Origin of the sequence: Thiothrix litoralis, from assembly GCF_017901135.1 — a bacterium.
Classification (GTDB): domain Bacteria; phylum Pseudomonadota; class Gammaproteobacteria; order Thiotrichales; family Thiotrichaceae; genus Thiothrix; species Thiothrix litoralis.
Genome location: NZ_CP072801.1, coordinates 93,644 through 107,044, shown reverse-complemented (window position 1 = coordinate 107,044; position 13,401 = coordinate 93,644). Strand labels below are relative to the sequence as shown.

General features: G+C 54.6%; 18 protein-coding genes and 1 pseudogene. 4 read left to right on the top strand and 15 right to left on the bottom strand.

Annotated elements, in window-relative coordinates; translation table 11 throughout:
• Nucleotides 1-84: 84 nt before the first annotated feature.
• Entirely contained in the window at nt 85-2,676 is a 2,592-nt protein-coding gene (locus J9253_RS00565) for a type I restriction endonuclease subunit R (protein WP_210222826.1), read from the top strand.
• A gap of 14 nt (nt 2,677-2,690) precedes the next feature.
• Nucleotides 2,691-4,202 (top strand): IS66 family transposase, encoded by a 1,512-nt coding sequence (tnpC, locus tag J9253_RS00560; RefSeq protein ID WP_228291456.1) that lies wholly within the window; start codon nt 2,691-2,693, stop codon nt 4,200-4,202.
• Here the strand turns inward: tnpC and J9253_RS00555 are convergent.
• The 13 genes from J9253_RS00555 to J9253_RS00495 form a co-directional block, all read right to left on the bottom strand.
• Nucleotides 4,189-4,689: a hypothetical protein gene (locus tag J9253_RS00555; protein WP_210222825.1), complete on the bottom strand. Its 501-nt coding sequence runs from the start codon at nt 4,687-4,689 to the stop codon at nt 4,189-4,191. The genes tnpC and J9253_RS00555 overlap by 14 nt on opposite strands.
• A 10-nt stretch (nt 4,690-4,699) precedes the next feature.
• Nucleotides 4,700-5,047 (bottom strand): hypothetical protein, encoded by a 348-nt coding sequence (locus J9253_RS00550; protein ID WP_210222824.1) that lies wholly within the window; start codon nt 5,045-5,047, stop codon nt 4,700-4,702.
• A complete protein-coding gene (locus J9253_RS00545; protein WP_210222823.1) occupies nt 5,044-5,553 on the bottom strand; it encodes a hypothetical protein in 510 nt (169 codons plus the stop codon). The genes J9253_RS00550 and J9253_RS00545 overlap by 4 nt, the downstream gene beginning before the upstream one ends.
• Nucleotides 5,550-7,520: a replication endonuclease gene (locus tag J9253_RS00540; protein ID WP_210222822.1), complete on the bottom strand. Its 1,971-nt coding sequence runs from the start codon at nt 7,518-7,520 to the stop codon at nt 5,550-5,552. The genes J9253_RS00545 and J9253_RS00540 overlap by 4 nt, the downstream gene beginning before the upstream one ends.
• Nucleotides 7,517-7,714, bottom strand: coding sequence for a hypothetical protein (locus tag J9253_RS00535; protein WP_210222821.1), 198 nt, complete (start codon nt 7,712-7,714; stop codon nt 7,517-7,519). Before J9253_RS00535 ends, J9253_RS00540 begins: the two co-directional genes overlap by 4 nt.
• Nucleotides 7,711-7,905 (bottom strand): hypothetical protein, encoded by a 195-nt coding sequence (locus J9253_RS00530; protein ID WP_210222820.1) that lies wholly within the window; start codon nt 7,903-7,905, stop codon nt 7,711-7,713. Before J9253_RS00530 ends, J9253_RS00535 begins: the two co-directional genes overlap by 4 nt.
• Entirely contained in the window at nt 7,902-8,168 is a 267-nt protein-coding gene (locus J9253_RS00525; protein WP_210222819.1) for a hypothetical protein, read from the bottom strand. Before J9253_RS00525 ends, J9253_RS00530 begins: the two co-directional genes overlap by 4 nt.
• Nucleotides 8,165-8,392, bottom strand: coding sequence for a hypothetical protein (locus tag J9253_RS00520; RefSeq protein ID WP_210222818.1), 228 nt, complete (start codon nt 8,390-8,392; stop codon nt 8,165-8,167). Before J9253_RS00520 ends, J9253_RS00525 begins: the two co-directional genes overlap by 4 nt.
• Nucleotides 8,389-8,613 (bottom strand): helix-turn-helix transcriptional regulator, encoded by a 225-nt coding sequence (locus J9253_RS00515; protein ID WP_210222817.1) that lies wholly within the window; start codon nt 8,611-8,613, stop codon nt 8,389-8,391. Before J9253_RS00515 ends, J9253_RS00520 begins: the two co-directional genes overlap by 4 nt.
• Complete coding sequence (locus J9253_RS00510; protein WP_210222816.1) at nt 8,610-8,864, bottom strand: hypothetical protein; 255 nt, start codon at nt 8,862-8,864, stop codon at nt 8,610-8,612. The genes J9253_RS00515 and J9253_RS00510 overlap by 4 nt, the downstream gene beginning before the upstream one ends.
• The gene (locus tag J9253_RS00505) at nt 8,861-9,226 is read right to left on the bottom strand and encodes a hypothetical protein (protein WP_210222815.1); all 366 of its coding nucleotides are present in this window, start codon (nt 9,224-9,226) and stop codon (nt 8,861-8,863) included. Before J9253_RS00505 ends, J9253_RS00510 begins: the two co-directional genes overlap by 4 nt.
• 378 nt (nt 9,227-9,604) lie before the next feature.
• The gene (locus tag J9253_RS00500) at nt 9,605-10,042 is read right to left on the bottom strand and encodes a DUF29 domain-containing protein (RefSeq protein WP_210222814.1); all 438 of its coding nucleotides are present in this window, start codon (nt 10,040-10,042) and stop codon (nt 9,605-9,607) included.
• Nucleotides 10,043-10,078: 36 nt separating this feature from the next.
• On the bottom strand, nt 10,079-10,636 hold the full coding sequence (locus tag J9253_RS00495; protein ID WP_228291455.1) for a ProQ/FINO family protein: 558 nt from the start codon (nt 10,634-10,636) through the stop codon (nt 10,079-10,081).
• Between J9253_RS00495 and J9253_RS00490 the strand changes: the two genes are divergently transcribed.
• The gene (locus J9253_RS00490; RefSeq protein ID WP_210222813.1) at nt 10,635-10,787 is read left to right on the top strand and encodes a hypothetical protein; all 153 of its coding nucleotides are present in this window, start codon (nt 10,635-10,637) and stop codon (nt 10,785-10,787) included. The genes J9253_RS00495 and J9253_RS00490 overlap by 2 nt on opposite strands.
• Here the strand turns inward: J9253_RS00490 and J9253_RS00485 are convergent.
• Both J9253_RS00485 and J9253_RS00480 read right to left on the bottom strand, forming a co-directional pair.
• On the bottom strand, nt 10,784-10,993 hold the full coding sequence (locus J9253_RS00485; RefSeq protein WP_210222812.1) for a type II toxin-antitoxin system Phd/YefM family antitoxin: 210 nt from the start codon (nt 10,991-10,993) through the stop codon (nt 10,784-10,786). The genes J9253_RS00490 and J9253_RS00485 overlap by 4 nt on opposite strands.
• Nucleotides 10,984-11,301, bottom strand: a complete 318-nt coding sequence (locus J9253_RS00480; RefSeq protein ID WP_210222811.1) for a hypothetical protein — start codon at nt 11,299-11,301, stop codon at nt 10,984-10,986. Before J9253_RS00480 ends, J9253_RS00485 begins: the two co-directional genes overlap by 10 nt.
• A 623-nt stretch (nt 11,302-11,924) precedes the next feature.
• Between J9253_RS00480 and J9253_RS00475 the strand changes: the two are divergent.
• Nucleotides 11,925-13,400: pseudogene (locus tag J9253_RS00475) on the top strand (ISNCY family transposase).
• Nucleotide 13,401 lies beyond the last annotated feature (1 nt).

The window sequence follows — 13,401 nt, the reverse complement described above, 5'->3', positions numbered from 1 at the left end:
TCCTATTTCTCGACAACATGGCTCTGCGGCTAACCAGATGTTATATTTTCCCCTATTCATGTCAAAAAATGGGGAAGCATTGAAATGTCGAAATCTGAGGCTCAAATCCGTTCAGAAATCATCGACAAACAACTCGCTCAATCAGGCTGGAATACCAAAGACCCCACACAGGTCGTTGCAGAATATGACATCCTGACTGATCTTCCTGAAGGCATTAACGAACCCCGCACCCCTTACGAAGGCCACCAGTTCAGTGACTATGTATTGCTGGGCAAGGATGGCAAACCACTGGCCGTTATCGAAGCCAAGAAAACCAGTAAAGATGCCGCACTCGGGCGCGAACAGGCCAAACAATACTGCTACAACATCCAGAAACAGGCAGGCGGTGAACTGCCTTTCTGTTTCTACACCAATGGGCATGAAACCTACTATTGGGATTTGGAAAACTACCCACCGCGTAAAGTCGTTGGCTTCCCGACCCGCGACGATCTAGAACGTTTTCAATACATCCGCCGCAACCGCAAGCGGCTGACTCAGGAACTGATCAACACCCACATTGCCGGGCGAGATTACCAGATTCGCGCTATCCGCGCCGTACTGGAAGGAATTGAACAGAAGAAACGCGATTTCCTGCTGGTGATGGCGACCGGCACGGGCAAAACCCGCACCTGCATTGCGATGGTTGATGCTCTGATACGTTCCAGCCATACCGAAAAGGTGCTATTTCTGGTGGATCGGATTGCTTTGCGCGAACAGGCACTGGATGCTTTCAAGGAACACCTGCCGAATGAACCGCGCTGGCCAAACCGGGGCGAAAAGCTGCTAGCCAAAGACCGCCGCATCTACATCGCCACTTACCCCACCATGCTCAACATCATCCGTGATGAGTCGCAGTTTCTGTCGCCGCATTTCTTTGATTTCGTGGTCATCGACGAAAGTCACCGCTCGATTTACAACACTTACGGCGAGATTCTCGACTACTTCAAAGCCATTACCCTAGGTTTGACAGCGACACCGACCGACATCATCGACCACAACACCTTCAGGCTATTCCATTGTGAAGATGGCCTGCCAACCTTTGCCTATACCTTCGAGGAGGCGGTAAACAATACACCACCGTACTTGAGCAACTTTCAGGTGATGAAAATCCAGAGCAAATTCCAGAAGGAAGGTATCAGTAAGCGCACCATTTCGCTGGAAGACCAGAAACGCCTGATGCTGGAAGGCAAGGAAGTCGAGGAAATCAACTTTGAAGGCTCGCAACTGGAAAAGCAGGTCATCAACAAGGGAACCAACACCCTGATCGTGCGCGAATTCATGGAGGAGTGTATCAAGGACGCCAATGGTGTGCTGCCCGGCAAGACTATTTTCTTCTGCGTATCCAAAGCCCATGCACGGCGGGTGGAGGAAGTGTTCGACAAGCTCTATCCCGAATACCATGGCGAACTGGCCAAGGTGCTGGTGTCGGATGATCCGCGTGTGTACGGCAAAGGCGGCTTGCTCGACCAGTTCACCAATAACGACATGCCGCGCATCGCCATCAGCGTGGACATGCTCGACACCGGCATCGACGTGCGTGAACTGGTCAATCTGGTATTTGCCAAGCCAGTGTATTCTTACACCAAATTCTGGCAGATGATCGGGCGTGGCACTCGCCTGTTGGAGCCGAAGAAAATCAAACCGTGGTGTACCGAGAAAGACGTGTTTCTGGTGCTGGACTGCTGGGACAACTTTGAGTATTTCAAACTCAACCCCAAAGGCAAGGAATTGAAAAGCCAGATACCGTTGCCGGTCAAACTGGCCGGGTTGCGGCTGGACAAGATCGAAAAGGCCATTGATAGTGGCGAGCCTGAGATTGCCGAGCGTGAAAGCCGCAAGCTGCGCCAGCAAATTACCGGGTTGCCACAGAATTCCGTCGTCATCATCGAAGCAGCATCGGCCTTGCAGCGGGTAGTGGAAGAAAACTTCTGGGTAGCGCTCAATCACCAGAAACTGGAATTCCTGCGCAATGAAATCAAGCCACTGTTCCGCACTGTGTCAGATGCCGACTTTAAAGCCATGCGGTTTGAGCGTGACGTGCTGGAATATTCACTGGCGGTATTGAGTAACGAGAAAGCACAGGCCGAAACCCTTCAGACTGGTATCGTTGAACAAATAAGCGAACTGCCCTTGAGCATCAGCTTTGTGCAACAGGAGGAACTCCTGATCCGCGCGACGCAAACCAGCCATTACTGGAATCTGGACGATGCCCGCACTCGCGAAGACACGCTTGACAATCTGGTTGCCCGGCTTGCGCCCCTGATGCGCCACCGCGAAGGGGACACCACCCTGCCGCCGGTGCAACTGGATTTCAGGGATGAGGTCGTACACAAGGAATGGGTAGAATTTGGCCCACAGAACGAAGCCGTCAGCATCAGCCGTTACCGCGAAATGGTCGAAACGCTGATTGCCGAACTGACCGGACACAACCCCATCCTGCTGAAAATCCGCAACGGTGCAGACATCAGCCCGCAGGAAGCCAGTGAACTGGCGGAATTGTTACACGCCGAACACCCACACATTACTGAAGACTTGCTACGTCAAGCCTACAAGAACCGCAAGGCGCGTTTCATCCAGTTCATCCGCCACATTCTCGGCATTGTAACTGTTCACGGGCTTGCAACTGCCAGAGTCTGAGCTATGCTTGAAAGATGAACGAGCTAACGATCACCACCGATTTTACTGATATTGCGTTGCCAACCGATTTGGCAGCTTCTCAGCAGCTTAACCGTGATCTGCTGACGTTGGTGGTTGCGTTGCAGGCACGGGTAAAACAACTGGAAGCGGAACTGACAGAACTGAAAGAACGCCTGAATGACTCCTCCGCGAACTCCTCTAACCCACCGTCACGTGACACGCCCGAACAACGCGCCCAACGCGAGCGCAAACCGAAAAGCCCGTTAAAACGCGGCGGTCAGCCAGGACACAGCAAACATGAACGCGCCTTGGTGGAGGAATCACGCCTGGATGCTATCCAGCATTACTATCCCGAAGGCTGTTGCCGTTGTGGTGGTCATCTGGTGCTGGAAACCACGCCGAGCCAGCGTCATCAGGTATTTGACCTACCGGAAGTTGCTTATCAAGTAACGGAACACCGCCTGTATGCGGGTACGTGTAGTTGCTGCGGGAAACGTCAGGTAGCCGAGTTACCCGAAGACATCCCCAGCGGGCAGATGGGTGCTGGCTTGATCAGTTGGATCACCCTGATGAACGGGGCGTGCCGCCTGTCCACGCGGCAAATCCAGTTACTGCTGGAAGAACAATGGCAGTTATCCTTCAGTAGCGGTGCGATCAGTGAGGCTACTGCCCCCGTCAGCCGTTGGTTAGCACCCTTATATGCTCAGGCGGGTGATGCGGTGCGTAGCAGCCCGGTGGTAAACGCGGATGAAACCAGTCACTACCGTGGGCGCGAACGTGAATGGTTATGGGTGATGTGTTCGCCACAGGTGGTGTACTTCATGACGCATTACTCACGCGGCAAAGGTGCAGCGGACGAATTGCTGGGAAAATTCAATGGCGTACTCGTGACCGACCAGCACGGCGGCTATAATCACCACCCCAATGAACGACGGCAACTGTGCTGGGCGCACATTATCCGTAAGTTCAAAAAAATAGCACAACGTTACGGGCGTGCAGGCATCTTAGGGAAGCGTTTGCTGCGTCTGGCACGCCTGATTGTCCACTTGCATAACCGCAAGCTCGCAGGTGCTTACTCGGACAGGTTGTACCGGCAACGCATGGATAAACTCCGCGAAGCCTTCCGCCAGACATTGGTAGCAGGTAGCGGCTTACGTCAAGCACAACATCCTGATAAGCCGACTAAAACCGCCAACCAGTGCCAACGCTTACGGGATGATGACCTGATGTTATGGACATTTTTGCGTCATTCCGGTGTTCCTCTGACCAACAATGCTGCCGAACGGGCTATCCGCCCCTATGTCATCTGGCGTAAGACCAGCTTTTTTAGCCAATCTTTCCGAGGTGATCAATTCCGCCCGTTAATACTGACTATCGTGGAAACCTGCAAACGCCTAGGTATCAGCGCTTACCGAATTATCCGCCAAGCGTGTCAGCAGGCATTGGCTAAAAAGCCGGTGACGGTGCGTTTGCCTATTCCCCCTCCGCGAGTATTGAATCCGGTGACTGGACTTATTGCCGCTTAAGGGGGCTGCTCCGTGAACAGTTACCACCGATCAAGGATACATTCGTACCTTGGATGGATTGCATCATGCTGGATTGTTCCGCCGCCGTGTTGGCAATGTGCTGCTGATTGTTGGTAGTGCTGAACATTTCAAACAGGATGCCGCTGGACAGAAACAAGCCCATAGCCGCGTATTGGCTTGGCTTTAGCTTCCAGCCCTCTGATCGGTGAATAGCAATGTCTTCATATACCGCCTCCTTGCTGGATGCGAGGAAGAATGCCAGCACAAAGCTGATGAAGGAGAAGATAGCCAAGGCTATGTACTCATTGCTGTTTTTCTCCACGAAGGAGGCGATACCCCACACGTCAGAGACGTACAGCATGAACACTGCGACGATATACAGCCCGAAGGTGGCGACTTTCGCCCACTGCATCAGACGATGGTTTTTAATGGCGCGGTGATGGTCGGTTGGCAACATGCCGCTGGATTTTGGAAGTTGGATTTTCATAAATTACCCCTTAGAAACTATTCGCTAAAATGTACATGCCGATGGATGCAATCATGACCCTCAGGCCGTCTGTAGTGCTCCACACGGTCATTAGGAAGAACAACCCGATCATGAGTTGCCCCAAGAATGCCAACGCTGAAACCCCGAAGTAGTGGGCATAGAACAGAAACGTGCTCAACACGTACAGGAAGCCCGCCGCATTCAGGGCGATAGCCGCACGGATGAACAGCTTGTTCCAGTCAACCCGATCGACCAGCGCCGATAGGGTGGATACAGTGCTATCCAAACTGGGGTGGTGGTAGCTGCGTACCGCGTTGATGTGTGCCTGTTCTGATGCGCTCAAGAGTGGATTGCTCATGACTTGCCTCCTTCGATTAGCAGGGCTTCCAGATACTCACGACCTTGATAGCCGTGCTTTGCTGCATATTGCTGGTATTCCATCGGCAAGCGCCCACGACCAGACCACAAGCATTCCACGCCACCCACGATCAGGCGATAACGTGGCTGTGCTCTTCTGGCGTGTGGCAAGCCTTCGGGCAACTTGATTTCTGTAACAGTTTTCAAGTCATCATCGGGCAACTTGATTTCTGTAACAGTTTTCAAGTCTGGATGACGGTAATCAGCAATCAACTGTTGAACCGCTGCCAAACACCCCACCGGTACGCGAACAACTGCCGTTTTTTCCGCTGCGGATTTGCGCCCACTGCCTTGACGATTTCCGCCGTGTGGGGCGGGTAGGTCAAACATCTGGATTTGGTCTAACTTGATTTCTGTAACAGTTTTCAAGTTGGCTTGCGCGGTCTGGTTTTCAGCTTGCAGGGCGACAAGATCGGACAGGGAGAAAGGTTTGCTTAGATTGCTCATAGCTTCACCTCCCGTTCGTCGGCTTGCCAAGCCCGTTGGTTTTTTTCGTGGGAAGTTAATCCAACAAGTCCAAGGGGCGGTGAACCGCCCGAAGAGGAGGAGGAAGAGGGGAACATGGCGACGCCCGCCCGGTCTGCCAGTCGGTGCAACTTGCCTTGTTCCTTGGCTTGCGCAATGACGGCTTGCAGGTCGCTGCTGAATGCTGGCTGTAGGTCGCTGCGTGCGGTGTCGGACTCACGCAGAAACTGTTCTACCAGTAATTTTTCCAGCGAGCCGATGTTCAGCAGATACCAATCCTTTAGGCGGGTGCGGATTTCTACGCCATTCACCAACAATCCGCGTATCTGGTTGATGGTTTCACCGTACTGGTTGAGCGCGTCTTGCCCGGTTTCTGCATCCTGTTTGGTGGTGCGCATCATGCCGATGGGTCGAGCACGGGCAGGGCAGGCCGCGCCGCCGTTGGCCTCGGTGTAGGCTTTCCAGTCGCCCGCCTTGGCTGCGAGCCGTGCGGCTTCTAGCACGGTGCTGGCCTGCTCATCGTCGAGCCTGCGTAGTTCGCGCCATGCCATTACTGAGGGGGCATTCCAAAAAGCATACTGGCGCAAACCCCATACGTTTTTCCTTGCCATGATGTTGAGAATGGTCTGATCGGCGGGCACGCCTGCCTTGAGGTCTTCCCAGTCTGCCCCGGTCAGCCCTTTAGTGATGTATTTCACCATGTAGCTCACCATGACCGCCGCGCTGGTCATGACCTTGAAATTGAGGCGACGAACCGCCGCGCCGTTTTCTTTTGCATCACGCGCTTTGCCGAATTGGCAGGTGCTTTGCTGCTTCACCCGGTCGGTGAATTCGCCCCTCAGGGCTTTGTCATAGAACATTTGCGTAGCGCGTTGCGCATCCTTGGCTTGTACCCATATCCCGTAATGGTAGTGACTCACGCCGTCGTGATGACCTTCATCCATGCGAAAACCGTAGCCACTGATAGGCTGGATGTGCTTGGTTTTGCGCTTCCAGCCCGTTTGGGTCAACTTCCATGTTTCTTGCAGCCAGTCACGCGCATCGGCTGGCGTCTGGGTGGCGTCATAGTGCTTGTTCAGCAGTAACTTACCTTGACGGGTGGTGTAGCGATGGAAACGCGATGGCACGGTGAGGGTAAAGGCGATACCCACCCATGATTCTGGGTCGGCTACATCCAGTGCTGCGAGTTGTGGCACGTCGGCAAATGCGCCGCCGTCGCCCATTTTGAGGGTATCGGGCAGGGTGGCGAGCACGTCATCAGTGACATAGTTCTCGGCTGCGATGGCTGCCATACCGTTAACCCGCACCATGAATTCAGCGAACCGGATAAACGCCGCCGCGTGTTCATGGTCGGCACTGTCTAGGCTCACTTCGTCGCCTTCGTTGGAAATCAGCACGGCCTGCTTTTTCCATGCCTCTAATTGCTGTTGACGCCATTGGAAGTTAGCCACGGCCTCAGATGACACGTAGGGCGACTCACCTTTACACACATTGCCTGCGCGAATTTGTGCGGCCTCTGCATCCTTGCGGTGTTTTTTGGTCAGTTGCTTTTCCCACCAGTCTGGTGAACAGAGGCGGGATTTTAGCGCCGCGCGGCTGTTTGGCTGGTGCGGGTCAATTTCATCCTTGGGGCAGGGTGGAACACGCACACCTTTTGCACGCGCCCATTCAGCCGCTTCGTCCAGCCCGAAAAGGTGAATTATTTTCCCAGACAGTTGCGCCAGACGTTCATGGGATACCAGACGCTTACTTCCTGATTCGAGCCTGAGTTCTTCCACGGTATCCAGTAACCAGTTATTGGCAGTCCGGCGGTTTTCGCTTTCGATACCGGGTTGCTGGTAGCGGCTGGCATAGCCCGCCCGCGCCATTGCGTGAAAGTCTTCGTTGATTTCTGCGAGTTGCTGGAAAATCCAAAAATCATCCAGCGGGTTGTGGGTGGCTTGCATCATGGTTGCACCTCCATTGCCTGTTTCAGGTCGGTATGGAGTTCTTCCAGCCCGCCCAACATCATCAGCACACCTTCCAGCATTTCGCGCTTATGGTCTGCGGTGTTGTCTTCACGGGTTGCCATATCCGCAAAGATTTCAAGGCTGGATGCGCTGCCCTTGATTTGCTTCAGGATGTTTTCAACTTCATTGCTCATGACAACACCCCCGCTTGAACGTCGAGAATGTTGGCATTAATCCAGCGAACCCACAGACGCGCCCGCATTTCAAACGGGTTAGTGGTAGGGGTTTGCTTGATGCGGGCTTCTACGGCTTCAGTGACAAGCTGTAGACGGCTTTCAAAGGGTAGGGTGGAAATTTCCACCCCGGTGGTGATTGGCTTACTCATGAGTTCGCCCCCTTGATGATTTTGCCGTAACCCAATTGGCTAAAGTCCACGGTGTAAGGGGTTGGCAGTTGGTCAGGAAAGAGTATGGCGGTGTGGCTGAACAGCTCCATTACCTGCCAGTTCTTTACATCGGCTGGCACGTTCTCTACGCGGTAAATGGATACGTCGCCCTGAATGCCTGCGGTATCAAGCGCCGGATGCGCCAGACCGACAGTCTGGCTTAATGCGCTGAACTTGATGTTGACGTGACGGGTTGCGCTCATGGTTGCGCCTCCTTTGCTTGCTTGCTGCAAGACACGATCAGGGCGATAACATCCGCTTGCAGCAGGTGTGCCAGACGTTCGGCAATGCTTACCAGCCCGCCGGTGCGTGCATCGTGGCTACCTGAATCACGGATGGTTTCCAGCAGGGCTTCGAGTTCGGATACTTGCGCGGATAACCCTTCGAGCGGTTCATTCAGGCTTTGGAATGCTTGGCTGGCGGTCATGCTGCACCGCCTTGCTGGATTGAATCCATCCATGCTTTGACTTCGGTTAGCTTCCACGCGGAAACGCGGGCGCTGATCTTGTATTGCTTGGGGAAGGTTCCTTTTTTGATGCGGTCATAGACGGCAGTACGGCCCATGCCTACGGTCTTCATGACTTCGGGCAGGCGGATAAAGCGTTCTTCGATTGGCAGGGGTTGGGTAGTGTTAGGGTTGGTGCTCATGCTGCACCGCCTTTTACCAGCTTGCCCATGCCCAACTGTGAATAATCCACGGTGTACGGGGTTGGTAATTCGTCAGGGAAGGTAACGATGGTGTGGTCAAACAGGTGCAACACCTGCTCGGCTGTCACGTCGCTAGGCACGTTAATGATGCGATAGGTAGACACCTCACCCACCAATCCCGGCAAGGCTTGCGGGTGTGCCAGTGTGGGAAGCATTATGCAGGCGTGAACCTTGATGTTTAGCGTTTTCATGCTGCACCCCCAAACACGCTGCTGATGTAGCTGATCGCGTCTTCGAGGGTGAGGAAATCCGCCGTTTCCATGTTGATGCCGTCACGGTGTTGGCGGAAATACGCCACATCCACAAAGTCACAGCGTAGCGGTTCATTGTTGGCCTGCCCGTCATGGAAGCCGGGAACAATCCACGCCACCGGTGCGCCGTTCAAATAGGCGGTCAAGCCCGTTTCGGTAACGGTCAATTGCAGGCGATTATTCAGGCGGTTGCGCCGGGAAGTGGCAAGGGGTGCGTAAGAGGCTGTGCCAGTAGGCAACAGGCGTGCAAGTGCCTGTAAGGGATTTTGGGCAGATACGCCCATGCTGTTGGTTGCGTTCATCGTTTCGTACTCGTTTGATTTTAGAGGTTGGCAAAAGTTGCCGGGTGTCTCTATCGTCCAAACGGGCACGACGCGCTTATTCGGAATTGCTTCCTTTTGTAATCCACGCACACCCGGCATTAACCGCGTTTGCGCATCGTACAGGCGAAAAAAAACCGCCTTGCGTGTGGGCGGTGTTGCCGCCGTTTGTGGGATAGAGTCCCGTAATTTTGCTGTTTGCTGCCCGGTTGCCCGGACTGCTGATAAATCCTAAACCCGGAATGGCGACGGATGCAAGCGACTTGCCGATAAAGTGCGGTGTTTTTTTATAGAGTATTGAATAACGCTACTTTGTGCGTGACATTGCGCGATGAAAGTAGCGTTTTCTGGATGGTGCAGTTATTCAGGCCAGAATTCTGCATTCATGGCTTGTTCAAACGTCCACGGGCATTCCTCCGGGAAGGTTGCCAGATTCAGCCCGGTTTCCAGCACCGCACTGTTCCGCGCATCGTCGTAAGCATCCAGATAGGTTTCGTCCAGCTTGGCTTTCAGGCTTGGGTTTTTGCTGATGTGCTTGGCAATCCGCCGCCGCTGTTCATTGATGGTTCGCTGCCAGCTTGACCCCTGAAAGTTCGGCTGGTATTGCCACTTAAGCAAGTGCATCAGCAGCAGTTCAAGCCGGTTGTGTAACTGGTTGGCCTGACTTTTGCCCATGCTTTCGATTTCCTCTATCAGATTCTCAAGGTCTAACGCGCCCACCTGCCCATGTTTCAGCAAGTCGGCTTGTTCCATTGCCCATCCATAAAAGTCTGTATCGTACTTGGTTGCCGCGCCCATTGGTGCGCCCTCCGTTGGTTGGTTCGTCGCTTGATTCTAGGCCGTTTGCGGTATTGCTGCCAGTATACGGCCTGCGTGTTCCCGTTCGGCTGGCAGGATCGCCCCGGCCTCAGTGCCATCAAGGTTGAAACGTGGCCCACCCCGCCCTACTGCCAGCAAGTACGCCCGGTGGTTGGTGTGCCAGTGCAATAACTTATTCACCACGCGCTTGCTTGCGCTCAGGTGCAGGTCAGCAATATGGCGGAATAGCTGCTTTTCAATGCCAATGGCAAGGGGCAGACGGTCACGCCAGACCGTGAAGTTATTCAGGCTATCGGATAGCTCACGCGCCCGTAATTCGCTGGGTGGTGTCTTGGGTGGTCGTGGTGGCTGTCGTGGCCTGCGGGTGGCCTTTGGTTTCGGCTTTGCCCCCGGCTTGTTGTAAGTGGGCTTGCCGATAGATACCCGTGCTACTGGCAGTTGATCGCGGGTAATGATGCGCTTGCCTGTACGCTTCACAGTACCCGCGTTGGTGTCGGTGGTAGTGGTGGCAATGTTGGCGGGTTTGCGCGTAATGCTGAGGGTTTGGCGTGGCTTGTCGGTGGTTTTTTCCATGATGTGCTGCTACTCGCTGGAAGGTGGCAAGGTTTCCCCCGACCATATTGTTAGCGTCAACAATATGGTCAAGGTGTTGTATGGGGGCAAGTGTACCAGTGATCGGCTGATTGCGGATGAATCGCGGATGATTGCGGATGAAAGCCGTTAGCGTCGCCCTTCTTCCATTGCGATTTTATCAAGTTCTTTCTCAATCCAATTCGGGTCATAAGAAGCCAAGGCGTTGTAATCGTCAAGGTCTACCAGTACCGCGCTTTTGCCATTTTTGCGGGTGATGGTAATTGGTTGATGCTCATTCACTGCCTTGTCTAACAAGGTTGCTAAGTTATTGCGGGCTTCACTGTAGGTTACTTGCATGGTTTCGTTCCTTTGTTGTTGTACAGGTGAGTGACAAGATACCAGCGTTGCGCGGTGGTGTCAGCAGCGTGTTGATTCCCTGACAAATTGCCCTTTTTCCAGCGTAAAGCACCCCAAACCCTACCAAAAGCCGCGAAAACGCCACAAATAGCACTTCCCCCCTTCCCCCGGTGGCAAGCCCACGCCAGCAAGGGAGGGGATTCACCGCCGGGGTGAAATACTGTCGACAATTGCACGGCAAACGGGGCTTGTACAACAAACTGACAACTCACCCCAAAGCGACACGAAACGCCGTTTTTTTTGCCCACTCACTAACGAAAGCCTGCGAGTCACAGACCCGTACCGCCATAGGTTCGGGAGTACCTTTTTTCTTACGGGTTGCCCTGTCAAGTCAACCCCCTCATGGTCGACTCAACATAGAAACAACCTGCGAGTCACAGACCCGCATCATTCCCACCACTGGGAGTACCTTTTACCTTACCCGGAACCGTTGCCCCGCGTTGCCTTCCTGACCCCACCACAGTCCACGGCCTTTTAATATTTTTTTCTTCACAGGAAAACTTTGCACCTAACCAACGTACAGAACATACAGCCTACCTATAACACAATGATTCCTATAGAAAATATGGCTGTATGTTGTCTGGCAAGACATACAGCCAACATACAGCAACGTACAGCGCTTACCCGCCTTCGCTGTATGTTGTCCTGTATGTGCTGTACGTTACCCTGACAACATACAGGACAACATACAGCCGTAAACCAATAATCTATATAGTGTCTGACCGGAAACCCTAAAACCCTTTTCCGATCAAGATGCTACGCCCGTTTTCCTTGCCCTAAGATTTCCCGGAAGCAGGCCAGAAAGCTGCAAAAGCGCCCAAAATAGGGCAAAATAGGGCATCCATCCGCCAAACTTCGCAGGAGACACACGATGCGTGAAGTGATCGCCCGCCAACTTCGCCTGGGTCACGCTGACATCGGCAGGCTGACCTTCAACCCACGTTCGCGGGACGACATCCCGCAGGTGTTGCAAGGGCTGCAATACATTTATGTGACAGACGAACTGCGTGAGGCGGTGTTTGCGGTGCTGGAAAAGCGGGTTCCGGCGGAGGTGGACGCCAGCCGTGGACGCCCCGGCATGGATCTGTGGAATGCGCTGGTGCTGGCGACATTGCGGGTGAACCTGAACTGGGACTATGACCGGCTGCTGGAGATGGCGAACCAGCACCGCAGCATCCGTCAGATGCTGGGGCATGGTTTCTGGGATGATGACGATGAGTACAAGCTGCAAACGGTCAAGGACAACGCCGCTCTGGTGGACGAAGCCAGCCTGCAACGCATCAACCAGTTGGTGGTGGAGGCCGGTCACAAGCTGCTAAAAAAAAAGCCGCGCCGCTGAGCGCCCGTTGTGACTCCTTCGTGGTGGAAAGCAACATCCACTACCCGACCGACATCAACCTGTTGTACGACGCGGTGCGTTGTTCGGTGCGCACGGTGGCCGATTGGTGTGAAGGGCACGGCGACAGCCGCTGGCGGCAATGGCAGTACAATCTCCGCCAGGTGAAGAAAGCCTGCCGTCATGCGCAGAAGCTCAAGCACTCCAGCTCCCAAGACCCGGACAAGCAGGCCACCCGGCAACAGGCCATCCGTGACGCCCACCACACCTACCTGGGCCTGTGCGCCGCGCTGTTGTCGAAAGTGGAGGAAACGGTGGCTGACCTGCCCCTCAGCCTGCTGGACAGCCGGTCGGGCAACGACCTCCAGCGCTGGCTGGGGTACGGGTGGCATCAGGTTGACCTGGTGCGGCGGCGGGTGCTGGACGGGGAAACCATCCCCCACGGCGACAAGATCTTCTCCCTCTTCGAGGATTACAGCGAATGGCTCAGCAAGGGCAAAGCCGGTGTGCCGGTGGAGCTGGGCCTGAACGTGTGCGTGATGGAATCGGCTGACGGCTTCATCCTCCACCACCAAGTGATGCAACACTGCCCCGACAGTGAGATTGCCGTGACCATGGTTAAGCAAGCCAAAGCGCTGTTCCCCTCCCTGAGCGCGTGCAGCTTTGACAAGGGGTTCCACTCACCGGCCAGACCAGCGCGAACTGGCCGAACTGCTCGACCGGGTGGTGTTGCCGAAAAAGGGCCGCTGGAGCCAGGCGGACACTGCCCGTGAAACCGACCCGGCGTTTGTCCAGGCCAGACGCCAGCACTCAGCGGTGGAATCCGGCATCAACGCACTGGAAGTCCATGGGCTGGACTATTGCCCCGACCGGGGGCTGGAACGCTTCAAGCGCTATGTGGCACTGGCGGTGGTGGGCAGGAACCTGCAAAAGGTCGGGGCCATTTTACAGGCCAGGGCGTTGGAGGCCTTGCAGAAGGATGAACGCCGACGACAGCGCCAAGCCGCCTGAA